Origin of the sequence: Desulfovibrio sp. SGI.230, from assembly GCF_050313065.1 — a bacterium.
Lineage (GTDB): Bacteria > Desulfobacterota > Desulfovibrionia > Desulfovibrionales > Desulfovibrionaceae > Desulfovibrio.
This window is the reverse complement of record NZ_JBNPKS010000002.1, coordinates 142,404-166,550: the sequence shown is the minus strand read 5'-3', so window position 1 is coordinate 166,550 and position 24,147 is coordinate 142,404. Positions and strand designations below refer to the sequence as shown.

Below are 24,147 nucleotides of genomic sequence, written 5' to 3'. Positions count from 1 at the left end.
GAGGCTAGGCCTTGTCGAAGTTGACGACCACCTGTTCGCCGTCGCCGTTGCGGCGGGCGATGGTACCGATGGACCAGGCGGACATGCCGAAGGCCTGGATGCGGTTGATGGTCTCTTCCACCTGCTCTTCGGGCAGCACCAGCACGTAACCGATACCGCCGTTGAAGATCTGCAGGATCTCGGGCCAGGAAAGTTCGCCCACTTCGTGCAGCCACTTGAAGACCGGGGGCATTTCCCAGCTGCCGAAGTCGATGTGGGCTTCCACCTGATTGGGCAGCACGCGCGGGATGTTGTCGTAGAAGCCGCCGCCGGTGATGTGGGCCATGCCGCGCACGTCCAGGTCGCGCAGCAGGGAGCGGACCACTTCCACATAGATCTGGGTGGGGGCCAGCAGCACGTCACGCACGGTGGCGCCGTCGGCACCCGGGAAGGGATCGTCCGGGCCCAGGCCGCTCTTGTCCAGGATCTTGCGGGCCAGCGAGAAGCCGTTGGAGTGCAGGCCGGTAGAGGCCAGACCCACGATCTTGTCGCCCACGCGGATGCCGGAACCGTCCACCAGCTTGGCGTTGTCCACGATGCCCACGCAGAAGCCGGCCAGGTCATATTCGCCATCGCCGTACATGTCGGGCATCTCGGCGGTCTCGCCGCCCAGCAGGGCACAGGCGGACTGGCGACAGCCTTCGGCCACGCCGCTGATGACCGTGTGGGCGGTATCCACATCCAGCTTGCCGGTGGCGAAGTAGTCAAGGAAGAACAGGGGGGTGGCCCCCTGGACCAGGATGTCGTTGACGCTCATGGCCACGAGGTCGATGCCCACGGTATCGTGCTTGTTGAAGGCAAAGGCCAGTTTGAGCTTGGTGCCCACGCCGTCGGTGGACGAAACAAGCACGGGGTCGCTCATGTTGCCGATTTCAGGTCTGAACAGGCCCCCGAATCCCCCGATGTCGGAGATGACCCCCTTGGTATGCGTGCGCTGCACCAGATGCTTGATGCGCGCCACGAGATCATTGCCGGCCTGGATATCGACGCCGGCTTCGGTATATGCTTTTGCGCGATCTGTGGACATGAGTATCCTCCTTGGTGGGAGACACCCTAGCAAAAAATTTGCCGAATCCCAAGCAGCTTTTTGGGGGAAATCCCGGCAGGGGGAGATTTTCGGTCACCTTTTTTCTCGTGGCAGCCGAGATTTTCCCCTGATATACCGGAGTGGCGGGCTTCCTGTTTTCTTCGGGCGGCAGGGCCGGGCCCGTACATGGAGGATGACGGTCCGGTGCAGGTGATGCGGACAGGCCGAGAGGGACAGTGTCATCGGCCGTCAGACCGGCACAGGCCGCCAGGGAGGACAGTTATGGAAAGCATGTTGTGGACACGGCTGACGGATGGCAGGCTGTGCTGCGGGCTCTGCGCCCATGCCTGCGTGCTCTCGCCTGGGCAGCGGGGACGCTGCGGTGTGCGCTCCAACCACGAGGGGCAGCCGCTCTCGCTGGTGGACGGGCTGGTGACGGGCGTGCAGGCCGACCCGGTGGAAAAGAAGCCCCTGTATCATTTCCTGCCCGGCAGCCGGACCTTTTCCGTGGGCAGTGCCGGATGCAATTTTTCCTGCCGCTTCTGCCAGAACCATCATATTTCCCGTGACCCGCTGGAGCAGGAGCGCATCCGCGGGCACGAAGCCACGCCGGAGATGCTGGTGGAGGCGGCCCTGCGCACTTCCTGCCGCAGCCTGGCCTTCACCTACAACGAGCCCACGGTCTTCGTGGAACTGCTGGCGGCCACGGCCGCGCTGGGGCAGGAGCGGGGCCTGCCGTCCCTCCTGGTGAGCAACGGGTTCATGAGCCCCGGCTGTCTGGAGCTGCTGGGCCCCCTGGTGCGGGCGGCCAATATCGACCTGAAGGCCTTCAGCGAGGACTTCTATCATCACTATTGCGGTGCCCGCCTGCGGCCCGTGCTGGACAATCTGGTGCGGATGCGCGCGCTGGGCTGGTGGCTGGAGGTGACGACCCTCATCCTGGAAGGTCTCAATGACGGGGAGGCGGAGCTGCGGGCGCTGGCACGCTTCATCCGCGACGAGCTGGGCGCGGACACGCCCTGGCATGTGACGGCTTTCCATCCCGCCTACCGCATGACGGATCATCCGGCCACAAGGGCGGAGACCTTGCGGCGCTGCCGGGACATCGGTCTGGAAGAGGGACTGCGCTTCGTGTATACGGGCAATGTCTTTTGCGCGGGCGGCGGCGACACGCTCTGCCCGCAGTGTGGCGCCCCCTGCCTGGAGCGGCAGGGATGGCAGGTTATCATGAGGACGGACACAGGCGTCTGTCCGCGATGCGGCAGCAAGCTGCCGGGAGTATGGAAATTATGATCATCGTCTATACGGGCAACGGAAAGGGCAAGACCAGCGCCTGCATCGGGCAGGCCATGCGGGCCCTGGGCCGGGATTTTGCCGTGGGTTTCGGCCAGTTCATGAAGCAGCCGGGCTGTGCCGGGGAACAGACCGTCCTCGCGCGCCTGCTGGGAGATGATTTTCTGGCCGGCGGCAAGGGCTTTTTGCGGCGCGAGGAAGACCGCCCCGCCCACAGGGAAGCGGCCCTGGCCACACTGGACTGGGCCCGGCAGCGTCTGGAACGTCTGGATCTGCTGGTGCTGGACGAGACGCTCTACGCTCTGAAAGCGGGCATCCTGGAACGGAGCGAGGTGGAAGAGCTCATGGACGCGGCGCGCCGTGCCCGGTGCCATCTGGTGCTTTCCGGCCGGGACGCGCCGGACTGGCTGGTGGAAGCCGCCGATCTGGTCACGGAGATGGGCGAAATCAAACATCCCTGGCGGGCGGGCATCAAGGCCGCGCCGGGCATCGAATTCTAGGGCGGGGCGTTTTGCCGGTATCGGCCGCCCCCTGTCGTGCACATTAAAAAAGGAAAGGGCCCGTTCCATCACTGGAGCGGGCCCTTCGTATGAAGGAAGATCGTTCATGACGGGGCGTGGCCCCGAAGATCCTGGGGAGTTTGGGTTAGACGGCCCCGGCGGCCTCGTCGCCCACCGGCGGCGGAGGCGGTGCCGTGGGCGGGGTCAGCTTGTGCGAGGAGTTGGCCGGGGGCATGGTGGGCACGTTCTGGGCCGCGGGCTGGGCGGCCGGTTCCGTGGACGGAGCCGCGGCGGGCGTGGCCGCCGGTTGTGTGCCCTGGCCCGCGCCGGGCACCACCTGGCCCTTGGGCACGGGCATGTCGGCCTGCTTCTGGGGCAGCATCAGATAGCTGATGACCTGCTTGACGCCTTCCACCTGGCGCGCAGCACGGATGGCCAGCTTGCGCTCGGCCTCATCCTTGACCACGCCCAGCAGCACCACGCGCCCGGCGTTGACTTCCGTATCGATGCGGGTGGAGCTCAGGCCCGAGGTGCCGATGAGTTCCGTGCGCAGCTTGGTGGCCAGGACAAAGTCGCCGGTGTCGCTCTTGGCCGGCGTGAACCAGTGCGAGGTGACGGAGCGCACGCCCTTGTGGCGGCGCGCAATGCGGATGGCCTGGGAGCGCATCTTCTCGGGAGCTTCGCCCACCAGGAAGACGTGGCCGTAATAGCAGTAGACCTTGATGCCCCAGCCCTGGGAAAGATTGGCGTCCATGAGGTCGGACTTGATGCCCAGGGAAATTTCCTTGTCATCGCTGATGGTGCCGCTCAGGCGCTGGTCGTCGTACACGCCGTAGAGCGAGGCACAACCGCTGCTGAGCATAAGGCAGCAGAGAAGCAGCAGGGGGACGATGTAACGCATGTATCCTCCTTGCGCCGGAGCGCTATTCCTTTTCACGCCGGATGCGGGCACCCACGGCGTTGAGTTTGTTCTCGATGCGTTCATAGCCGCGGTCCAGATGGTAGATGCGCTGGACATGGGTCGTGCCGCGGGCAGCCAGACCGGCCAGCACCAGCGAGGCGCTGGCGCGCAGGTCCGAGGCCATGACCGGGGCGCCGGTCAGACGGCTGACGCCGCGCACCATGGCCGTATGGCCGGAGATCTTGATGTCCGCGCCCATGCGTACCAGCTCCAGCACATGCATGAAGCGGTTTTCGAAGATGCTCTCCTCCACCATGCTGGAGCCTTCGGCCAGGCACATCAGGGCCATGATCTGGGCCTGCATGTCGGTGGGGAAGCCGGGGTAGGGGCGGGTCTTCACGTCCGCGCCGCGCAGCACGCCCTGGTAGCGGGCCAGCACGCCTTCGGGACGCTGCTCGATGGCCAGTCCCATGCTTTCCAGCTTGGCGATGACGGATTCCAGTTCGGTGAAGGGGCAGTTTTTGAGCAGCAGCTCGCCGCCGGTGATGCCCGCCGCCACCAGAAAGGTGCCGGCCTCGATGCGGTCGGCCATGATGGCATATTCCGTCCCGCGCAGGCTGCTGACGCCCTTGATGCGGATGGTGCTGCTGCCGTGGCCTTCGATCTGCGCGCCGCAGGAGATGAGGAAGTTGGCCAGATCCACCACTTCGGGCTCGCGGGCCGCGTTTTCCAGCGTGGTCTCGCCGTCGGCCAGCACGGCGGCCATGAGCAGGTTTTCCGTGCCGCCCACGGTGGGCATGTCAAAGGTGATGTGGGCGCCGCGCAGCTTGTCGCAATGGCCCATGATGTAGCCTTCTTCCAGCTCGAAGGTGGCGCCCATGAGCTCCAGGCCCTTCAGGTGCTGGTCCACGGGGCGGGCGCCGATGGCGCAGCCGCCGGGCAGGGCCACGCGGGCCTGGCCGATACGGGCCAGCAGCGGGCCCAGACAGAGCACCGAGGCGCGCATGGTGCGCACCAGATCATACGGAGCCTCGGGCAGCAGGCTGCCGGGCTTCAGCTCCACACGATGATCGTCATAGCTGCAGGAGCAGCCCAGCACGTTCAGGAGCTTGATGGTGGTATGGATGTCGCGCAGGTCGGGCACATTGGTGTAGACCATGGGCGCGTCCAGCAGGATGCCGGCAAAAAGAATGGGCAGGGCGGCATTCTTGGAGCCGCTGATATCTATGGTCCCTTTGAGCGGCGTACCGCCTTCGATAATGAGCTTGTCCATCAGGATCCTCGTGCGGCCTGCAGGCTCCGGCCTGCGGCGCATGCTGGGGGTTGCGGCAGCGGTCCCGTCCCCGTGCGGGGGCTGGTCCGTGCTCCGGCAAAACACGGTGTTTGGAGCCGGTATCGGATGCTAGTTTTTTTTCTATAAAAAATCCAGAAAGAGAAATGTAAATTTTTGCTTGCATATTTTTCGGGATGTGCGTATACACGTCTTCGTTACGGCGGAAGTAGCTCAGTTGGTAGAGCACCTGGTTGTGGCCCAGGTGGCCGTGGGTTCAAGTCCCATCTTTCGCCCCATAAGGAAATCCCCCCGCTTTCGAGCGGGGTTTTTCTTTTTCTGCCGCTGGTTACGGCCTGACAGCCCCTCAGCGGCGCTGTGCCGGGAGCCCCGGCCGGGAGTCCGAAAGGACAAATCCCGGCTTTATTCTCGTGTGCACGGAAGGGGATATGCCTCGTTCGCAGGAAAGGGCCTCCGGGAGATCCTTTTCCGGCGGGGAGGGAAGGGCCAGGTCCGTCCCGCGTGTTCCCTCTCGTCCTTATCTATAGATGGAGCCCTGTCCGCGGTCGTCATCTGCCTGGCGAGTGAGAGAGGCCTGCGGTCCTGTCCCGCAGGAGGCGGCTTTTCCCTCAGGCAGGCAACGCCCTTGGCCTCCAGACGGGCCGCCCTTGCCAAAGCAGGGCCTTTTGCGTACAAAACATCCCATCACGGAGCGTGGCGCAGCATGGTAGCGCACCTGCTTTGGGAGCAGGGGGTCGCTGGTTCGAATCCAGTCGCTCCGACCATACATAAAAACAAGCGGTCAGCTGTAACAGGCTGGCCGCTTTTTGTTTTTTCTGCTGCGAAGATCTGTTTGAGGGAACAGGAGCAGCCCCGCTCCGCATCGGGGCAGGCAGGACCGTGCCGCATCTGCCCGGCGGCTGCCGCGGGGGAAGAGCGGGGGATGCCTGTATCCGCCGGAAGGCGTTTGGGGGTAAGTCCCGCAGGGATGCAGCGTCAGTACGCTGCGCCTTCAGGCAAAAAGAAAGGGCAGCCGGCTTTGCAGCAGGCTGCCCCGGCTCTTAGGCTCCGGCAGGGACTTTGGCAATGGCGCTGCAGTCTTCTTTATCGAATGCTGCCGCAAGCTTGAAAAGGCGAAAGGCTTCTTCCGACAAGGGAAGGGAAAGCCCCTGGCTTTGGGCGCTGGCAAGAGCGATGGACATATCTTTCCGAAGCAGGGCAAGAGCAAAGGTCGGACGGTAGTCGTCTGCGACCATTTTGTTGAAGTTCCTTTCGAATTGCGTCGACCCACCGGCGCTGACGGCCACGACCTGCTGCAGGGTATCCATGTCGAGCCCGGCCGACTGGGCAAAGCGGTAGAACTCTCCCACAGCGGCAAGGTTGATGGCTCCCAGCAGGTTGGTCATGGCCTTGATAAGCTTGCCGTTGCCGATCTCTCCCAGCTGGAAGACACGCTCGCTGATGGCGGAGAACACGCCCTCAGCTGCGGCAAAGGCGGCGGGATCCCCCGCGCCCATGATGGTCAGGGTGCCGTCGATGGCCTTGGGAAGGGCCCCCGTGATGGGCGCGTCGATAAGGCGGACCTGTTTTTCGGCAAAGAAGCGGGCCACTTCACGGACGATTTCGGGCGAGCAGGACGTCATCTCGATGATGATGGTCCCGGGCCTGATGGCCTCGAGCATGGCCTGATTCAGATAAAGATCCCTGACGGCGGCATCGTCAGGGACGACACTGATGATGAACTCTGCATCCCCCACGGTCTCTTGCAGCGTCTCATGGATGCAGGCCCCGTATTCCTGGACGGCCAGCGGGCCGTCCATGTGGCCGTTATGGGGCAGGACATGGAGATGATGCCCGGCCTTGAGCAGATTGATGGCCATGGGGACGCCCATGGTGCCCAGTCCAAAGAAGGCGATTTCAGCCATAGTCGTATCCTTTTGTCACCGGCGGACATGCTTGAGCAGGAAATCCCGTGCCGTGCGATAGATGGTGAGCCTGTCGGGGATCGTCGGTGTCTCGGCCGTCGCAGGGGCAAAATTGTGTTCCCCGTTGATGACGGGCAGCTCTTCCCAGTCCAGGCCCAGCGATCTGGCGTAGCGGAAAAAGTCGGCAGCGTGATCGGGCGTGACCAGGGAATCTGCCGTACCATAGACGAGCAGGGCCGGGGCCGATCCGGCATGGAGATAGCTGCGGGGGCTGCTTTCTTTCCAGAGCTCCCTGTCATGGAGGCGCTGGGGGGAAAGCAGGCACTGCATGCAGTAGCGTATGCGGCCGTCTCCGGTCTCATCGACTTTGCGGTCCCCGGACTCCACGATCCAGGCGGTGTCCAGGACACCGGAAAACGATACGGCGGCCGCAAGATCGACATGCAGCGAGGCCAGCTCGGGCGCATCCTTCCAGCGTTCTGTCTCGCTGGCCATCATGATGGCCGCATAGCCGCCCGCAGAAGAACCCGCCGCGAAGATGTTCCGGGGATCGACATGATACTGGTCCGCATGCTTGATGAAAAAGCGTGCGGCGTCGCAGCAGTCCGTGAGCTGGTCCGGGAACACGGCATGTTCCCGCAGCATGCGGTACTCTACGGCAGCGATCTGCCAGCCATGACCGTTGATAAGGTCGGCCCCGACCGTATTGAGGAAACGGGGGACGATCTCCGTTTTTTTGCTCTGCCTGAACCATCCGCCCCCGTGCAGCAGCAGGAGCAAAGGCCCCGGCAGACCGGAGGGCCTGGCGGGGCCGTACAGGTCCAGGAGCAGACGGTGCCCTCCGCTCGTCTTGTAGACGATGTCTTCCGTGCATCGGACGGAATCAAGGAATTCTCTGCTGATCATGTGACCTCCTTTCCGGTCTGGAGGGCTTGCGGGAAGGCGCCTGCCCTCCCGCAAGGAGCGGACTAGTCCTCGATGCGCAGCAGGCGGGCCGCATTGCCGTAAGCGACTTTGTACAGGCTTTCGGGCTTGTCCCGCAGGGCGATCTCCACCTGGGCATAGGCATCGGCGATGGTGGTGAAGGGATAGTCCGTACCAAGGAGGATCTTGTCGTCGCCCATGACCTCGACGGCATCGGCGATCTTGGCGGCGGAACAGAAGGTCGTATCCGTATAGATCCTGTTCAGGCCGGCAGTCTTTTCCGCCAGTTCCCGGACGTAGTTGTTGACGCAGTGGGCGGCGATCAGGTCATAGTCCGGGAACATGTGGGCCACGGTGATGAAATCGTCCAGGCCGCCGTATTCCGGGGTCTCCTTGTAGGGCTGGCCAAAGGTGTAATAGTGGCTGACCCCCACATGGAAGAGCACGGGCAGGCCCGCATTGCCGAAGAGCTCGATGCAGGCCAGCGTGCGGGGATCGGTCATGGGCAGGTTGGAAAGCACACTGTGGATCTTCAGGCCGCGTGCGCCGTTGGCGATGTCCTGACGGAGCTTTTCCAGGGTCTCGTCCTGGGGCAGGGAATAATCGGGGCAGGAGAAGGGCAGGATGCGCGGATCCAGGCGGGAGGCCGCAAGGTATTCGTCGAAGCTCGTATAGGGAAGGATGGGCAGGGCCACGCTGTATGCGGCCTGGACGTCATCCATGCTCTTGCCGAGGTTTTCGCAGGTGGCGTGGGCCAGGCGGTTCTGGCCTTCGCGCATGCGGTCCTGGAGCTGTTCCGCCGTCCTGCCTTCCGCCTTGAAGACGAAGCCGTCGCGTGCGTTCTGGGCGAAGCTGTCGTCGATATGGTCGGGGCGCTGCAGGCGGGTCCGGAAGGTGATGTTCTGTCCGCAGAAAATGTCGCCGAGGTGGGCGTGGATGTCGATGATCTTGTTCATGGTAGGCTCGTTGTCGAAAGGTGGTTGCACTGGACGGGCAGGCGGGCCTCCGGGCCCGCCTGCCGGGATGTACGGTTAAGAGACGGATTCCAGGGACGCGTTACCGGTACGCCAGCCCAGCAGCAGGGTGGCCAGGCCGCCGAAGATACACAGGGCCACGATATAGCCGCACACACCGGAGAAAGACCAGGCGGCGAAGAGGTAGGGGACGATCTGCTGGGAAATGGCCACGGAGCAGCGGCCGCCGGCGATGACGACGCCCGTGCCGGTATTGCGGATCTCGGTGGAATAGGACTCCGACATGTACAGGTTGAGGCACATGGCGCAGCACATGGAAACGAACTGGAAGAGGAAGTAGAGGATCATGAGCATGGTCACGTTGGTGCCCACGTTCATGTAGGCCGAGATCAGGGCGCCCACCAGCAGGATCTGGACACCGATGGAGATCTTGCGGCCACCCAGGGGGCCGACGTAGCCGGAAGCGATGACGCCCAGCGGGATGCCCAGGGCACCCACCGTGGAGATGAGCAGGGAGTCGGCCTGGGAGATGCCGATCTGCTGCAGCAGCGTGGTGTTCCAGCCCAGGAAGACGAAGGAGGGGATGTTCTGGCCGGCGGCCACGCAGAACAGCACGAGGGTGCGGTACAGATACTTCTTGTCGCCGAAGATCTTCTTGAAGGTCTGGGCAACGGTCAGCTTCTGGGCAACGGTCTTGCGGTACTGTTCGGCGACCGCGGTCAGATCGACAGGCACACCGGTGTAGGCTTCCACGACGGCCTCAGCTTCGGCCTGGCGACCATTGGCGATGAGCCAGCGGGGGGATTCCTTCATGAAGAAGTAGGCAAGCACCAGCGGGATGTAGCCGATGACGCCCTGGTAGAAGAGCCAGCGCCAGGCTTCCGGTCCCATGGGGACGACTTCCATGGCGATGAAGCCGATGAAGGGGATGGAGATGTGGCCGACGCCCACGACGATGCCTGACCACTTGGAACGGTCCTGCGAGGAAATGGTCTCGGCCAGATAGGTGAAGGAGATGGCACCGGTACCAAGGACGGCAAAGCCCGTGATCACCCGCCACAGGGTGAAGGTATAGATGTTGTCCGTCATGCCGGTCAGGATCGTGGCGGTGGAGAAGGTGAAACACCCCAGCATGAAGGCCTTGCGGCGACCGAACTTGTCGGAGATGACGCCGGCAACGATACCACCAAGCATCATGCCAAAGAAGTACAGTGACTGCGCAGGGGCAAATTCCTGCATGCCGATGCCAAAGGAACGCATGACGGAAGGCGCCACATAGCCAAGTACCATATTGTCCATCTGGTCAAAGATATAGGCCAGAACAATGATCATGAAGACTTTTATCTGTCGGTGGGACGTGGGGATGTCGTCAAAATAGTTGTTGGGACGCTTCTCTGCCATTTTCTGTTTTCCTTTTTGTCTAGGAACTATCCTCTTGAAAATTTGCAGACCAAAATAGCTGACGTGTACGCGTCTTTTTTGTCTGTCAGGACCTTGCCGAAAGAACGTCGTGCGTATGACCGCTGGGGGAGAGCGGAGTGCGCCATTGGCAAGAGAAGCAGCAAAGATTGTGCCAAAAATATTTATAAATTATTTCAATATATTATTAAATGGTATTATACAAGTGTCCTTTTTGAATACATGAAATGTACATGATGTGTACATGTCGAGGACATGTTGCTTTTGTGGATGCCGGTCTGCAGGGTCCCCAAAGAGCCTAGCAGGATCTGCATAACCTATTAAAGCGATTTATTTACATCAGGAGAAGAAAAAAGAGGTATTGAAAAATCAATACCTCTTTTCTTTTACCTTTCGAAGAAAGGCGCCGGTACGGCATACGATAAGGAATGCTACTTATATAGACTTTCCTTTTGGCTGTATCAGGCGCTCACCAAGGATGTCATGCAGCTTATGCAGGGCCTGTTTGAAAAATTCATTATCCAGACGAACGTCCCCCATGGGACAGGTCTTGCCGATGAAGGTGTACTTTTGTGTCCCGAGGCGATGGTACGGAAGGGGCTCATAGCGGACCTGGGGGAAGGGACGCACCAGTTCCGCTATGGCGGTCAGCACGTCCTGCGTGTCGTTGAACCCGGGGATGACCGGCGTCCGCACCAGGATGTCCTTGTGGGGGAAGCGCGTGACCAGACGCTGGAAATTCTCCAGGATGAGGCCGTTGTCCACTCCGGTGCCTTTCCGGTGTTCCGAGGGATCGATGTGCTTGATGTCGAAAATGACCGTATCCAGCAGCTCCACGGCCTGTTCCAGGCGCTCCCACGGCATGAAGCCCGTGGTCTCCACGGCTGTGGCCAGACGACGGCGGCGTGCTTCCCTCAGGAGGGCCAGAGCGAATTTTTCCTGGAACAGGGGCTCGCCGCCAGAAAGGGTGATGCCGCCGCCGGAGGTACTGAAGAAGATCTCCTGCTTCTCCACTTCCTGGAGCACGGAATCCACGGTGCGGTGCTCACCATACACGATGGCGGCATGCGGCGGACAGGCCGCGGCACACTGGAACGCACAGTCGCGGCACAGCGTCCGGTCGATGACGGGCTTCCCGTCACTGCCGGGGCGGATGGCCTGGTGCGGGCAGGCCCCAAGGCAGCGGGTGCATTTGTCCAGACCGAGGCAGCGCCCCTCTTTGAAGGCCAGCTCCGGCCTGGGGGACTGGGATTCGGGGTTGCTGCACCAGCGGCAGGCCAGGGGACAGCCTTTCAGGAAGATATTGGAACGGATGCCGGGGCCGTCATGCACGGAATAGTGCTGGATGTTGAAAACGATGCCGGTCACTTGGGTATCTTCAGAAAACATCATTGGTTCTCCAGTTGCGGTTAGCGTTTCATTCGTCCGACAGAGCAAAGGATGCTGATCGTGCACATGGCGGCAAACATGAAGAAAGCCTGATGCATGGCCGCGAGGAGGTCGGGGATATTGCCGCTGCTGATGGGGGCGTCGCCGATATGCCAGCGGACGAGGCCCGTGGCGATCATCATGCTGCACAGCATGCCCATGGTCCTGACGGTCCCGACGAGCCCGGATGCCTGGCTCATGTGCTGCGGCGCCACCGATCCCATGATGACGACCGTATTCGGGGCGCTGAACAGGGCGATGCTCAGCCCGTTGAGGCAGAGGATCAGGTACAGCTGCCACAGGGCCGATCCGGCATCCAGAAAAGTGCCCAGCCCCAGGCTGACGGCGCCGACCCCGGCGCCGATCAGGGCGATGCGCTCGGCGCCGTGCTTGTCGGCCATGACACCGGCGATGGCCGTGAACGCCAGCTGGGCCAGCGGTTCGGCAAACAGCACGAAGCCCGCATCCCGGGCGCTGTAGCCTTTGACGTATTGCAGATACAGGCTGAAAAAGAAGGTGATGGCGAAAAGGGAACTGAACATGGCCAGGGAGGCGATGTTGCTCAGGACGAACACCCTGTTGTGGAGCAGGTGTTTGACGTCGAGAAGGGGCTCCGTCGAGGTGAGCCGCGTCTGGTGCATGCCGAACAGCACGATGCCGAGCAGCCCGGCTCCCGCACAGAAGGGGGCGACGGCGGGAGGCACGGGTCCCACGGTCCCCATGACGAAGGCCGTCATGCCGCCGGCAAAAAGGCAGAGGCCCGCCCAGTCATAGGGCGCCTCGGGCTTTTCCTTCCATTCGCGGCGGACAAAGACGCTCATGACGATGCAGGAGAACGCCCCGACGCCCCCAAGGACGCCGAAAAGGCTCCTCCAGCCAAAGGTCGTGTCCATATAGCCGCCCACCACGGGGCCCACAGCCAGGCCCAGATAAACGCTGGTCATGGTGAGGCCGAAGATGCGCCCCCGCAGGTTGGGCGGGGAACAGGCGACCATCATGGTCAGCGCGCAGGTATTGACCGTGGCTGTCCCCATGCCCTGCAGAAAGCGCAGGCCGATGACGGTCTCGATGCCGGGGCAAAAAACAGTGGCCGTGACGGCGGACGTGAGCAGCAGCATGCCGCACAGGCAGACGCGCTTGCGGCCCCACTTGTCGCCGGCCCTGCCCATGACGAGATGAAAAATGGCCAGAGCCAGGCAGTAAACGGTCCCCACAAGACCGAGCTGGGCGCCGCTGGCATGCAGTTCCCGCCCTATGGAAGGCAGCATCACGGCAACGCCGGAGTGCATGAACGGAGCCAGGAGCTGCCCCGCGATGACGGAGATGACGACGCCATGCAGCGTTCTGCGTTCTTCACGGGACATGTTGTCATAGGTTGGCGTCATAGGTTGTCCTTTGGGATGATATGCTTGAGAAGGCAGGCCCTCCTGGAGACGGGAACGGGATGCGATCCAAAAAAAATCCCGGGGGAAGCCGCCTTCCCCCGGGGACCGGTCATGGTTAGGCGATGTTCAGGAAGGCAGCGGCGTTTTCGTACATCACCTTGCGGCGGGCCTCTTCGGTCAGGCCGAAGCCCTGCATGACCTCGACCGCTTCAGCGATGTGCGTGAAGGGATGGGCACTGCCGAAAAAGACCTTGTCGGCGATGCGGTCGTTGATGTGGGGGACGTACAGGTCCATCCACATGTTCATGGTCATGTCCGAGATGTCCATGTACACGTTCTCGTTCCGGAACACGGTGGCCAGGGCCTCGTGGGGGTAGTTCCAGGCGGCGTGGCTCATGACGATGCGCAGATCCGGGAAATCGGCCGCGACGCGGTCCACGTTCACGGGGGAGGTGTGGGCCATGGAGACGCCGCGCATGGGAGCGGGGCCGGTGGTCATGATGACCGGCACGTTGAGCTCGCAGCAGACGGTGTACAGCGGATAGAACTTGGCCGAGCACACGTCCAGGTGGCAGATGTCGCCATCGATGGAGGCACCGGCAAAACCGTCTTCCAGCACGGCCTTCTTGAAGGCATAGATGGCGTCCATGCCCTTGTAGGGATCGATGCCGTAGAAGCCGATGACTTCATTGGGGTAGGCCTTCATGGTCTCCAGGACGCCGTCGTTGGAAGAAGCGGCCTTGGAGACGGATTCGCAGTCACGGCCGTTCATGACGAACTTGACGCCGCCCAGGCTCTTGAACAGCTCCACTTCTTCGGCCAGGGTCGGGGCGGGGCCGCTGCCAAAGCCGGTCTCGGCCACAAAGCCGCCGAACACGGGGTTGTTCAGGATGGAATCGACAACGGCCTTGACGCAGGGACGGAAACGAAAATCGATGAATTTCATGATGTTCTCTGGATAAAGGGTTGAGGCCCGGGCAGGGGGCTGGATCCCTGCCCGGAGTGGGGTTAATCGCAGTTTTCCTGTTCGGTACGGTCGATCAGGTCATTCTGCAGGTCAGGAGAAAGGTCGACGAAGTAGGCGCTGTAGCCCGCGATGCGGACCACGAGGTTCTTGTACTTCTGCGGATCCTTCTGGGCGGCCACGAGGGTCTCGCGGTTGATGATGTTCATCTGCAGGTGCCAGACGCGCAGGTTGATGAAGGCCCGGATCAGGTCGACCAGCTTCTTGGTCCCTTCTTCGCCTTCCACGGTCTTGGGGGCCATCTTCATGTTCAGCAGGCGGCAGGCGCGGTTGGCGGCGTTCCAGTTGGTGCTCTGGTACTGGGAGAGCAGCACGGCGGTGGGGCCGTTGCGGTCGCTGCCATGCGAGGGGGAGCTGCCGTCAGAGAGCGGCATCCAGGCTTTGCGGCCGTTGGGGGTAGCGCCGACGAACTTGCCGTGGGGCACGTTGGCCGTAACGGAGGTGGTGCGGATCTCCAGGGGCTGCACACCGTTCTTGCCGGCATAGCGGGCGGTGAAGTCCAGGGCGGACTTTTCCAGCATGCGGCCCAGGGTGTCCACTTCGAGGTCGCCGTTGCCGAAGCTCGGCGCGCCCTGCAGCAGGGCCTGGATGTCTTCCTTGCCCTCGAAGTTGCAGTCCAGGGCTTCCAGCAGTTCCTTCATGCTCAGGCGCTTCTGTTCGAAGACCAGGGTCTTGATGGCGGACAGGGAGTCCACCACGGTGCCGAAGCCGATGGCATCGAAGAAGGCGATGTCGAGGGCGCCTTCGGGGGCCACGTCGCTGTTGAGGTCCACGCAGGAATCCATGCAGAGCGAGTGCAGGCCGGAGGCCAGGGGGCTGGCGAAGAACTTGGCGCGCGTGTGGTGGATGGTGTCCTGCAGCATGAAGGAGGACTTGATCAGGTTGTTCTGCTGCTTCACGTAGGCATCCCAGAACTCTTCCCAGGTCTTGAAGCTGCAGGGGTCGCCCGTTTCAAAGGTGAAGAGCTCGTCGCCGAACTTCTTCAGGCGGCCGTTGCGCAGCACGAGTTCCAGGGCCGCGCCCAGGTTCACCTGCGTGCCGGGGCTCATGTAGGATTCGCGGTTGATCAGGCGGGTCTCGTTGCAGCCGCTGACCACGTAGTCGAACACTTCGCTGGCCGGGGCGCCCTTGGCCAGCATGCGGGGGATCAGCTCCTCGTCATTGAGCAGCTTGGGATAGCCCTGCCCCTGCTTGATGGTCTCGGCCACGTCCCACAGGAGGCGCTGCGGCGTACGCGCGTGGACGCGCACGGCCAGGTCGGGATAGTGGGTGGGGAACTCGCGCTTGGACTTGAGCAGCAGGTAGGTCAGCTCATTGGTGGCATCCAGGCCTTCGGTGGTCTGGCCGCCGATGGTCACGGCCTCCCAGTGGGCAAAGCCGGCCTGGGTGTCCATGACGCCGGGGGACAGGGGCAGTTCGATGAACTGGGCCATCTGGCACCACATGCAGCCCAGGATCTCCAGGGCCTTCTTCTCGTCCAGGATGCCGGCCTTGATGTCCTGACGGTAGTAGGAGATGAGCTGCTGGTCCATGCGGCCGTTGGAGATGATGCAGCCCGTGCGCTGTTCCAGGCGGGAGAAGGCCTGGGCGAACCAGTGGGACTGCACGGCTTCATGGAAGGTGCGGGCGGGATGTTCGGGCACCCATTCGCAGCGTTCGGCGATCTCCAGCAGTTCCTGCTTGCGGACAGGATCTTTTTCCGCCACGGCCTTTTCACGGGCCAGGGCAGCATGGCGGTGGGCAAAGACCACCACCGCGTCGCAGACCAGGGCCACGGCTTCCAGGAAGGGGCGCTTGTACAGCTGGTCAGCGGGGTTCTCGGGGTCCAGGGCCTCCAGGCGGCGCATGGCGTCGGCCTTCACGCCCGCAAAGCCCAGCTTCAGCACTTTGTCGAAGTCCAGCACCCACTGCAGGCTGGAACGCAGCGAGGAAGACTCGGAAACGATGTAGCGGGGCGAGAGGCCCTCGGCATCGGAATAGGCATTGTGGCGGCAGAATTCCGGCATGTTCTGGAACAGGGCGTGATGGTAGGTCTTGCCCTTCCAGTAGGAACCGATTTCGCCGAGGAGAACGGGGATGTTTTCCTTGTCGATGCGGATCGGCGGGTTCTCGCGCGTGGCGAAGTCAGCCAGGACACCTTCATAGAAGTCGCCGTCCAGTTCGGGATAGACGATGCCGTAGCGCCCCTTGTCGGTGCCCAGACGGCCCACGATGAGCTGGGTATCTTCGATATAGACGGGCATCTTCTGGGCCACGTTCATCAGGGCCTTGGCCCAGCGCAGGGTCAGGTGCTGGCCTTCCGTCTGCTTCATGGATTCGGTGAAATAGCGGGCGCGCTCGATGTCGACATAGGGCGGAGTGCAGTCAAAGGACTCCAGCATGTCGATGACGCGGGGGTTGTCCTTGCGGAACCGGTTGGGCTTGCCTTCGGCAGCTTCGCGGATCCACGCTTCTTGCTGACTTTCACAGCAGCAGCAATTCATCATGACACATCTCCTTGCATAGAAGTGAAATTTGTCCCACTTAATGCACAGGACATGCCAAATATAAAAAAACGAGAGTTTTTAGCCTGTTATATTTTGGTCTGCTTGTTGCTTGTGAAGAAAGGAGCACATGCGGGCGGCGCGGAAAGGCCGTGAGGACATGCTGATATGTCCAAATACAGGACATGTGCTTTCTTTGTGGACAATGTCCGGTGTTTGTGGTGTCCTGTTTCAGGTCATATAAACCGGTCGTCAACCTTGAGCGAGGTCTTTGTGGGGAAAACTATCGATTATCGTGATGCGGCGTACTGGAAGGATATCGTCAAGGCAAAGCAGGCATTCCTGGCAGGGGATCAGGCTGCGGCGGAAGGCCGGGTGCGTCCTCTTGTCCTGGAGTCGTGGAAACGCTGCCTTCCTTTTCTGGGGACGAAACTGGCCAAAAAAAGGACATGCCTCGAGCAGAGCGCCCTGACCCATGTCATGCAGCAGAACAGGGAACTGCTGGCCTGTGCCATCCCCGTCATCGAATACCTGAACACCATTTTGGGCAGTTCCTCCACCGTCGTCCTGCTCACCAGCGGCGACGGGGTGCTGCTGCACAAGCATGTGGGGACGAAGAGCCGCGCGGCGGCGGCCCTGCTTTCCCTGGGGATGCTGATGGGGGAAGAATACGAGGGGACCACCAGCACGGCCTTGTGCCTGCGCGAACAGAGTGTGGTGGAGCTGTTCGGAGCAGAGCATCTCATCCGGGAGGAAGAAGACCTGTGCTGCATCTCGGCGCCCATCTTTGGCGGCAAGCGGCGCATGCTGGGGGTGCTGACCATCGCCCTGCCGCTGGAGCTCTATCATCTGCATACCTCGGGCATGGTCCTGATGGCTGCCAAGGACATCAGTGACCAGCACCATCTGCATGACCTGCTGAGCGACCAGGAGGCCATCCTGGAACAGGTGGACACCGGGATCGTCGTCCTGGACAAGAACGGGGGGATCAAGGCCGCCAACTGCACCGGCCGGAGCATGCTCCACATCTCGCCGCCGCCTGCGCCCCTGGGCAACATCAATGATGTGCTGGGGAGCGCCGAGTCCCTGCTGATGATGATCCAGTCCCGCAAGAACATCCGGGACAGGGAGTGCTTTTTCAACCTGACGGACGGCGGATCGCTGCAATGCATGCTGTCCGCAGCGCCCATCCCCAACGACAAGGGCATGGTCCTCTTCCTCCATGAGGCCAGCAAGGCGCAGCGGCTTGCCGCCCACAGCGTGGGGGCCAAGGCGATCTATACGTTCTCCAGCATCATCGGCGAGTCCCCCAGCCTGCAGAAGGCCATCGAACTCAGCAAGGTCGCCTCGCACAGCAACATCACGACCCTCATCCTCGGGGAGAGCGGCACCGGCAAGGAACTGTTCGCCCATGCCATCCACAATGCCAGCGCCCGCAAGAATGCGCCTTTTGTGGTCGTCAATTGCGGCGCCCTGCCCCGAGACCTCATCCAGAGCGAGCTGTTCGGCTATGACCCCGGGGCGTTCACCGGCGCGCAGAAGCAGGGCAAGCCGGGCAAGTTCGAACTGGCGGAAGGGGGGACCATCTTCCTGGACGAGATCGGCGACATGCCGCTGGAGGCCCAGATCAACCTGCTGCGCGTCATCCAGAACAAGGAAGTGAGCCGTATCGGCGGCAAGTTCTCCCGGCCGATCGACGTCCGCATCATCGCCGCGACCAACAAGCGCCTGCAGCAGAGCGTGCGCGACGGCTCGTTCCGGGAGGATCTGTTCTACCGCCTGAGCGTGCTGACCATCGATGTCCCGCCCCTGCGGGAAAGACAGCAGGACGTCATGCTGCTGGCGGAATCTTTCCTCCGGGCCGGCGTGCAGGCCATCCACAAGCCATGCCGGGGGTTCTCGGCAGAAGTCGCCGAGATCTTCAGCCGTTATCCCTGGCCGGGGAACGTGCGGGAACTGGAGAACATCGTGGAGCGTTCCCTCAACATCGCCCGCGGGGATACCATAGAGCGGGAAGACCTGCCGCTTTCCCTTCTGGAGCGGGAAGACGAGGACCTGGGCGGCAGGAACAGGTGGCAGGCCGCGCCCGCTCCCGGCAATATCCCGGCCGCGGTCCTTCCCGGCAGGGACACGGGCCGGGGAGGGACCCTGCAATCCCGCGAAGTGGAGATCCTGCTGGATGTCCTGAAGGCCAACGGGGGCAATATGCGCAAGACGGCCCAGGAGCTGGGCATCGCCCGGAGCGCCCTGTATGCCAAGCTGCACCGGATGGGTATCGACATCGCGGCCCTGAGATCGGGCAGATGATCCGGGAAAGGAGGCCTGCCTTCGGGCATGCCTCCCTTCCCGGCAGGGTGGGCAGGCCGGGACGCGTGCCGCATCCCGGAACAAAAAAGGCGGCCAGTGGGCTGGCCGCCTGAACAGACCGGAGGAGGGCCTGCTTAGAAGGTATACGTGAAGCCGGCGGTGATGTTCCAGGCATCGCGGACGTCGTCATTGCGTCCGTTGATGCGGCTCTGTCCCCAGACGTCATCGCTCTTGTCGAGCCACAGGGCCATGTAGGAGAAGTCCAGGCTGAACTTGAGGTTTTCGTAGATCTGGTAGTCGTTCTTGATGCCGCATTCCAGGATGGTGTCATTGCGGGTCAGATACATGGTGTCCATGCCCATGATGGTCTGGCCGTCGTAGTTGTTGGGGGACATCCAGACGCCCGTCTTTTCATGGATGGACTTGAGGATGCCCGGGTCGTTGCTGCCGCCGATGAGGTTGACGCGCAGGTGGTGCTTCAGCTTGTCCATGAAGCTCAGGTCGCGGATGCGCAGGCCGACGCCCCAGGTGCCCGCCATGGAGCGGCCGATGAGGCAGTCTCGGTCGCTGCCGGGACGGCTGCCGTAAAAGGCGTAGGTGGCAAAGGAATTGCCCATTTCGTCAACGGACGTGTAGGGAAGGCGTTCCGAGCCGTTCCCCAGGTCGTCGTCATCGCCGGATGCGTACCAGCCGACGATGCCGGGGATGCCCCAGTCCAGCTTGTATTCCAGCAGTACCGAGGCCAGCCAGCCGCGGCGGCTGGCGGCGCCGTCGTCGTAGGTGACGGAGCCGTAGTTGAAGTCCCAGGCCAGGCGGAAGGGATCGAAGGCCGTGACCTCGCCGGTCAGGCCGGCCCAGAAGGCCGTGCCGTAGCCGGTGAGCTTGTTGCCGTGGAAACCGTAATTGAGCGCCGTCAGGTTGGGCACGAAATAGCAGTTGGCGATGTTGGTCAGGTAGCCGTCCTGCGTGCGGAAGGCATTGGGGCCGATCATGCCGCCCATGACCCAGGGCGTGATGCGGGCACCTTCAAAGGTGAGCGGCAGCACAAGCCCGAAAAAGTCCACGTTATCCATGAAATTCTGCTTGTTGTTGGGCGCATCGTCGTCGCTGCCGAGAAAATTGTCGTTGTAGGCACGGGCCCAGAAGGCGGTGAGGCCCACATTGTCATTGAAGGTGTAGCTGGCCGTGATGCCGGCCACGTCGGAACCCATGACCTGGGAGTCCGTGGCAAATCCGGGCAGGTTGATGGCCTGGATGCCCATGCGCAACTTCAGATCGGTCTCCGGAACACGCCAGTCGATATAGGCATGCTTGAGGCGGACCATGTTGGAGTCAGATCCCAGCTGACCGCCTGTGGAGGCCTGGCCCCAGCGGTGCTTGCCGATCTCGAAGTGCACCGTGCCGGAAAGGTTATCGGAAGCAACGGCATCCAGCTGGATGCGCCAGCGCTGCAGGGCTTCGAAGTTGTCAAAGCCCTTGGCATAGCCTGTCGATCCGTTGCCCCCCGTCATGTTCCCGTTCTGTCCGTAGTCGAAAAGGCTGATCCATCTTCCTTTTATTTTAAAGTCGACAGCATTGGCCTGCGCAGCTATGCCAAGAAGCAGACAGGCCGTCAGCGCTATTCTTGCAAATTTTTTCATACTTCCTCCCGAACATTACAATATCTTTGATAGACAACTTCTTTTGCGATTTTCCCCCATCATGATGCATCAACAGAGTTTTTTGCGTACACAAACAAATGCTGACGCATCCATGACATATTCGCAAAAGAGACGGTAACGGAGAAAATCTTCTTCCATGCCCCTCCGCATGCAGCGGATACATGGAAGAGAAAAACTCCCGGCTCGCTTGTTCATAAAATAGCAAGTTGCGTACCATCGAAAAAAATAAATTATTTCAATAAGATAATTTTTTAAGTGAAAAATATGTCCTGAGCATGTACAAGAAATGTCCTCAAAAAGAACAAACATGTTCTCTTTGAGGACATTTCTCCTGTCCCAGGCATGCGCAGGAACAAGCTTGTGAAGAGGGAGTCTTGGTATAAAAAATGTTATATCTTTAAAAGGATTTTTCCAAAAAAGATCTCAATGCCTCCAAAAAAGCTTCATTATCTTCTTTTGTCCCTATACTTATCCTGAGTTTGTCAGGCATTCCGTAGCTTGAAAGCGGACGGATGATGATACCGCACTGCAAAAGATGCTCAAAACATGAGGAAGCACTGTATCCTTCAGGCAGACGTATCATGAGAAAGTTTGCTTCACTCTGCCAGATATCACATCCCAAAAGTCGCAATCCTTCTGTCAGCCGGCACCGTCCGGAGCGTATGCACTCCAGGGTGGCCCTGCGAAATTCGCTGTCCCGGAGCACGGCCAGCCCGGCTTTTTCCGCAAGAGAGTTGACCGAGAACGGCAGCCGGGCCCTCCAGTAGAATCCGGCCAGTTCGGCAGGCAGCACTCCGTATCCCAAACGCAGCCCGGCCAGTCCGTAACTTTTGGAGAAAGTCCTGAGGATGGCCACATTGGCGGGCAAATCCCCTGAAGCCAGCAGGGAAAAGCGGGGGGCCTCCCCGCAGGAAGCGCCCGCAAAGTCCATGTAGGCCTCGTCCACCACCAGCAGGCAGCGGGGAAAATGTCTTTCCAGCTGTTCTGCCAGACGGCGCATGGCCGCCAGGGGCGGGCAGTAGCCGGAGGGATTGTCCGGCGTCGTCACGAAGACGAGACGGGTCCCGGCATCCACCAGGGAAAACAGGGCATCGAGGTCGAAACTGTAGTCAGGGGAAAGGGGGCAGCGACGCGTCTCCACCCCGCAGATCCTGGCCTGTATGGGATACAGGCTGAAGCAGGGCTCGAAGCAGACCACGGAATGTCTGCCCGGTACGGCCAGCATGCGGATCAGCATGTCGATGATCTCGTCAGAGCCGTTGCCGACGACGATGCGCTCCGGGGAGACATGGTGCGCACGGGCCAGGGCTTCCCGCAGCGCGGGATTGCCGCCCTGCGGATAGCGGAAGGCCTCTTCCAGACTGGTGGCGAGCACCTTTCGTACCAGCGGCGATACCCCCAGCGGGTTTTCGTTGCTGGCCATCTTGATGACACGGGAAAGCCCGTAGCGCTTCCTGACCTCGGCAATGGACATGCCGGGAACATAGGCGCTCAGGCTGGCTATCTCCGGGCGTACGGCACAGGTGTACATGGCGTCTCCTCATGGCATGGAAGTTTCCCTGTCGCCGTATCGCAGTGGGCGCAGGGGCGCCGCCCGTATGGCGGCCGGATACCGCGAGGGAAAATGCAAATCCTGTGCAAGGCCGCGGCCGGGGGCTGCGGTGCGGCCTGTATGCATCATGCCGACTGCCGGAAGGGCCTTTGCCGGTTTCCGGCAACAGCCGCTTTTCGTCCGAAGCATGGGCAGGAAAGAGCGGCCGGCAGCAGGTAAAAGCATCACGAGTGTGGCACGCAGCTTGCATTCAGAATCTGCCAATACAAAGAGACTGTTCCCGGATGGAACGCAGATATGGCAGATGGAGCAATGCAATGAAGATACTGCGACTCGATATGCGCACAGGAAACAGCAGCTATGAGGATGCAGACGAAACGTATCCCATGCTCGGCGGCAGGGGCCTGATAGCGGCCCTTTTGCTGAAGGAGATCGATCCCGCATGCGACCCGCTGGGGGACGACAACAAACTGGTGATCTGCAACGGCCTGATGGCGGGGACCCTGGCGGCCACGTCCGGGCGCCTTTCCCTTGGCGGCAAAAGCCCGCTCACAGGCACCATCAAGGAGGCGAACGCCGGGGGGACCGCCGGTCTTGCCATGGCCAAGCTGGGGCTGCGTGCCCTTGTGGTCTCCGGCAGTGCCGACGGCATGCGTGTCCTGGTCGTCGGCCAGGACCATGTTCGCCTGGATGATGCCGAGGGGCTGGCCATGCAGGGGACATACAGGACCTGCGAGCTCTTGCGCAGCCGCTACGGGGAGGGCATCTCCATCGTCTGTATCGGTCCTGCCGGAGAGCGGCGGTACCTCAACTCCTCGGTGCAGGTCACGGACAGGGAGGGGCATCCTTCACGGGCTGCGGCCCGGGGCGGTCTGGGGGCCGTCATGGGCCGCCGGGGGCTCAAGGCCGTCGTTTTCCTGGAGGGGAACCAGCGTCCCGCCATGAAAGACGCCGCCCGCTTCCGCGCAGCCAGCAAGGCCTATATGAAAGCTTTGCGCGAGCACCCCATGACGGGGTCCGTCCTGCCCCGTTTCGGCACGGCATCCCTGGTGACGGTCATCAACGAGATGGGGGCCATGCCCACGCGCAATTACCGGACCGGCAGGTTCGAAGGCGCGGACGGCCTTTCCGGGGAGCGCATGCAGGCCCTGCAGCAGGCCCGCGGCGGCCAGATGACCCATGCCTGCCAGGTGGGGTGCCCCATCGCCTGCTCCAATGTTTATCATGGCCCTGATGGTGAGTACCTGACTTCGGGGATGGAATACGAGACCATCGCGCTCAACGGCTCCAACCTTGATGTGGCGGACCTGGATACGGTCGCGGCGGTGGACCGGCTGTGCGACGATACCGGGCTCGATACCATGGAGACCGGGGCCACCATCGCCATGGCCATGGAAGCCGGGCTCCTTCCCTACGGTGACTCGGCCGGCATCCTCGACATGATCCGCCAGATGCGGGACGGGACGGTGCTGGGCCGGGAGCTGGCCGAGGGGACGGAACGCTTCGGCAAGCGATACGGGGTGCGGCGCATCCCTGTCGTCAAGCGTCAGGCGCTGGCGGGCTATGATCCGCGGGCGCTGAAGGGCACGGGCGTCACGTGCGCCACGTCGACCATGGGCGGTGACCATACCGCGGGCAATACCATCGGCATGCCGGGGCTGGATCCCCTGGGGACTGCCGGACAAGTGGAGGCTTCGCGGGCCGCCCAGACGCTGATGGCCGTCTTTGACAGCCTCGGGATGTGCATCTTTTCGGCCATGCCCTCGGAGGATGCGGCGGTCTTCGGCCTTGTGGGCGAGATGCTGGCCGGGGTCTACGGCGGCAGCTGGACGCCGGACGACGTGCTGGCGCTGGGACGGCAGACGCTGGAGAACGAAAAGCGCTTCAATGCCGGCGCGCATATTGACGCCTCCGAGGACGATGTCCCGGCCTTCATGCGGGAAGAAGCCCTGCCGCCGCATGACAGCGTGTTCGACATCCCGCGGGAACAGCTGGCATCGACGCTCGATTTCAGCGCGGGACAGCGGGGGTAGTC

General features: G+C 61.9%; 17 protein-coding genes and 2 tRNA genes. 6 read left to right on the top strand and 13 right to left on the bottom strand.

Annotated elements, in window-relative coordinates:
• Positions 1-4: 4 nt before the first annotated feature.
• Positions 5-1,066 carry a phosphoribosylformylglycinamidine cyclo-ligase gene (purM, locus tag ACQRAG_RS02765; RefSeq protein WP_006008254.1) on the bottom strand — a complete coding sequence of 354 codons (1,062 nt, stop codon included), beginning with the start codon at positions 1,064-1,066 and terminating at the stop codon, positions 5-7.
• Positions 1,067-1,348: 282 nt separating this feature from the next.
• On the opposite strand from purM, the gene amrS reads away from it, so the two are divergent.
• Together amrS and ACQRAG_RS02755 are read left to right on the top strand one after the other, a co-directional pair.
• Positions 1,349-2,359 carry an AmmeMemoRadiSam system radical SAM enzyme gene (gene amrS, locus ACQRAG_RS02760; RefSeq protein WP_427803849.1) on the top strand — a complete coding sequence of 337 codons (1,011 nt, stop codon included), beginning with the start codon at positions 1,349-1,351 and terminating at the stop codon, positions 2,357-2,359.
• Positions 2,356-2,859 carry a cob(I)yrinic acid a,c-diamide adenosyltransferase gene (locus ACQRAG_RS02755; protein ID WP_168936099.1) on the top strand — a complete coding sequence of 168 codons (504 nt, stop codon included), beginning with the start codon at positions 2,356-2,358 and terminating at the stop codon, positions 2,857-2,859. Before amrS ends, ACQRAG_RS02755 begins: the two co-directional genes overlap by 4 nt.
• Positions 2,860-3,004: 145 nt before the next feature.
• Here ACQRAG_RS02755 and ACQRAG_RS02750 read toward each other — a convergent pair whose 3' ends face one another.
• Positions 3,005-3,760, bottom strand: coding sequence for a BON domain-containing protein (locus ACQRAG_RS02750; protein ID WP_302260143.1), 756 nt, complete (start codon positions 3,758-3,760; stop codon positions 3,005-3,007).
• A gap of 22 nt (positions 3,761-3,782) precedes the next feature.
• Entirely contained in the window at positions 3,783-5,033 is a 1,251-nt protein-coding gene (murA, locus tag ACQRAG_RS02745) for a UDP-N-acetylglucosamine 1-carboxyvinyltransferase (protein ID WP_204625079.1), read from the bottom strand.
• Between the two features lie 220 nt (positions 5,034-5,253).
• On the opposite strand from murA, the gene ACQRAG_RS02740 reads away from it, so the two are divergent.
• Positions 5,254-5,329 (top strand) — tRNA-His (locus tag ACQRAG_RS02740).
• Between the two features lie 409 nt (positions 5,330-5,738).
• A tRNA-Pro gene (locus ACQRAG_RS02735) sits at positions 5,739-5,815 on the top strand.
• 276 nt (positions 5,816-6,091) lie between these two features.
• On the opposite strand, the gene ACQRAG_RS02730 is transcribed toward ACQRAG_RS02735, so the two are convergent.
• The 8 genes from ACQRAG_RS02730 to hpsG form a co-directional block, all read right to left on the bottom strand.
• Positions 6,092-6,955 carry an NAD(P)-dependent oxidoreductase gene (locus ACQRAG_RS02730; RefSeq protein ID WP_427803850.1) on the bottom strand — a complete coding sequence of 288 codons (864 nt, stop codon included), beginning with the start codon at positions 6,953-6,955 and terminating at the stop codon, positions 6,092-6,094.
• 15 nt (positions 6,956-6,970) lie between these two features.
• Entirely contained in the window at positions 6,971-7,861 is an 891-nt protein-coding gene (locus ACQRAG_RS02725) for an alpha/beta hydrolase fold domain-containing protein (RefSeq protein WP_427803851.1), read from the bottom strand.
• Positions 7,862-7,923: 62 nt separating this feature from the next.
• Positions 7,924-8,835 carry an amidohydrolase family protein gene (locus tag ACQRAG_RS02720; RefSeq protein WP_289616193.1) on the bottom strand — a complete coding sequence of 304 codons (912 nt, stop codon included), beginning with the start codon at positions 8,833-8,835 and terminating at the stop codon, positions 7,924-7,926.
• Positions 8,836-8,910: 75 nt separating this feature from the next.
• On the bottom strand, positions 8,911-10,254 hold the full coding sequence (locus ACQRAG_RS02715; protein ID WP_289616192.1) for an MFS transporter: 1,344 nt from the start codon (positions 10,252-10,254) through the stop codon (positions 8,911-8,913).
• Positions 10,255-10,707: 453 nt separating this feature from the next.
• Positions 10,708-11,664 (bottom strand): (2S)-3-sulfopropanediol dehydratase activating enzyme, encoded by a 957-nt coding sequence (gene hpsH, locus ACQRAG_RS02710; RefSeq protein WP_303739827.1) that lies wholly within the window; start codon positions 11,662-11,664, stop codon positions 10,708-10,710.
• A 17-nt stretch (positions 11,665-11,681) separates the two neighbouring features.
• A complete protein-coding gene (locus ACQRAG_RS02705; RefSeq protein ID WP_302260042.1) occupies positions 11,682-13,085 on the bottom strand; it encodes an MFS transporter in 1,404 nt (467 codons plus the stop codon).
• A gap of 115 nt (positions 13,086-13,200) precedes the next feature.
• A complete protein-coding gene (locus tag ACQRAG_RS02700; RefSeq protein ID WP_204625086.1) occupies positions 13,201-14,031 on the bottom strand; it encodes an amidohydrolase family protein in 831 nt (276 codons plus the stop codon).
• A 62-nt stretch (positions 14,032-14,093) separates the two neighbouring features.
• Positions 14,094-16,595: a (2S)-3-sulfopropanediol dehydratase gene (hpsG, locus tag ACQRAG_RS02695; RefSeq protein WP_204625087.1), complete on the bottom strand. Its 2,502-nt coding sequence runs from the start codon at positions 16,593-16,595 to the stop codon at positions 14,094-14,096.
• A gap of 270 nt (positions 16,596-16,865) precedes the next feature.
• On the opposite strand from hpsG, the gene ACQRAG_RS02690 reads away from it, so the two are divergent.
• The gene (locus ACQRAG_RS02690; protein WP_204625088.1) at positions 16,866-18,899 is read left to right on the top strand and encodes a sigma-54-dependent Fis family transcriptional regulator; all 2,034 of its coding nucleotides are present in this window, start codon (positions 16,866-16,868) and stop codon (positions 18,897-18,899) included.
• Positions 18,900-19,033: 134 nt separating this feature from the next.
• On the opposite strand, the gene ACQRAG_RS02685 is transcribed toward ACQRAG_RS02690, so the two are convergent.
• Both ACQRAG_RS02685 and hisC read right to left on the bottom strand, forming a co-directional pair.
• A complete protein-coding gene (locus ACQRAG_RS02685) occupies positions 19,034-20,539 on the bottom strand; it encodes an outer membrane homotrimeric porin (RefSeq protein ID WP_337382433.1) in 1,506 nt (501 codons plus the stop codon).
• A 418-nt stretch (positions 20,540-20,957) separates the two neighbouring features.
• Positions 20,958-22,091 (bottom strand): histidinol-phosphate transaminase, encoded by a 1,134-nt coding sequence (gene hisC, locus ACQRAG_RS02680; RefSeq protein WP_427803852.1) that lies wholly within the window; start codon positions 22,089-22,091, stop codon positions 20,958-20,960.
• Between the two features lie 338 nt (positions 22,092-22,429).
• Between hisC and ACQRAG_RS02675 the strand changes: the two genes are divergently transcribed.
• Complete coding sequence (locus ACQRAG_RS02675) at positions 22,430-24,145, top strand: aldehyde ferredoxin oxidoreductase family protein (RefSeq protein ID WP_427803853.1); 1,716 nt, start codon at positions 22,430-22,432, stop codon at positions 24,143-24,145.
• Positions 24,146-24,147: the final 2 nt, after the last annotated feature.

Excerpts from the sequence above, each read along its gene's own strand:
- purM (WP_006008254.1), bottom strand. The coding sequence starts at position 1,066 with ATGTCCACAGATCGCGCAAAAGCATATACCGAAGCCGGCGTCGATATC.
- amrS (WP_427803849.1), top strand. The coding sequence starts at position 1,349 with ATGGAAAGCATGTTGTGGACACGGCTGACGGATGGCAGGCTGTGCTGC.
- ACQRAG_RS02755 (WP_168936099.1), top strand. The coding sequence starts at position 2,356 with ATGATCATCGTCTATACGGGCAACGGAAAGGGCAAGACCAGCGCCTGC.
- ACQRAG_RS02750 (WP_302260143.1), bottom strand. The coding sequence starts at position 3,760 with ATGCGTTACATCGTCCCCCTGCTGCTTCTCTGCTGCCTTATGCTCAGC.
- murA (WP_204625079.1), bottom strand. The coding sequence starts at position 5,033 with ATGGACAAGCTCATTATCGAAGGCGGTACGCCGCTCAAAGGGACCATA.
- ACQRAG_RS02730 (WP_427803850.1), bottom strand. The coding sequence starts at position 6,955 with ATGGCTGAAATCGCCTTCTTTGGACTGGGCACCATGGGCGTCCCCATG.
- ACQRAG_RS02725 (WP_427803851.1), bottom strand. The coding sequence starts at position 7,861 with ATGATCAGCAGAGAATTCCTTGATTCCGTCCGATGCACGGAAGACATC.
- ACQRAG_RS02720 (WP_289616193.1), bottom strand. The coding sequence starts at position 8,835 with ATGAACAAGATCATCGACATCCACGCCCACCTCGGCGACATTTTCTGC.
- ACQRAG_RS02715 (WP_289616192.1), bottom strand. The coding sequence starts at position 10,254 with ATGGCAGAGAAGCGTCCCAACAACTATTTTGACGACATCCCCACGTCC.
- hpsH (WP_303739827.1), bottom strand. The coding sequence starts at position 11,664 with ATGATGTTTTCTGAAGATACCCAAGTGACCGGCATCGTTTTCAACATC.
- ACQRAG_RS02705 (WP_302260042.1), bottom strand. The coding sequence starts at position 13,085 with ATGACGCCAACCTATGACAACATGTCCCGTGAAGAACGCAGAACGCTG.
- ACQRAG_RS02700 (WP_204625086.1), bottom strand. The coding sequence starts at position 14,031 with ATGAAATTCATCGATTTTCGTTTCCGTCCCTGCGTCAAGGCCGTTGTC.
- hpsG (WP_204625087.1), bottom strand. The coding sequence starts at position 16,595 with ATGATGAATTGCTGCTGCTGTGAAAGTCAGCAAGAAGCGTGGATCCGC.
- ACQRAG_RS02685 (WP_337382433.1), bottom strand. The coding sequence starts at position 20,539 with ATGAAAAAATTTGCAAGAATAGCGCTGACGGCCTGTCTGCTTCTTGGC.
- hisC (WP_427803852.1), bottom strand. The coding sequence starts at position 22,091 with ATGTACACCTGTGCCGTACGCCCGGAGATAGCCAGCCTGAGCGCCTAT.
- ACQRAG_RS02675 (WP_427803853.1), top strand. The coding sequence starts at position 22,430 with ATGAAGATACTGCGACTCGATATGCGCACAGGAAACAGCAGCTATGAG.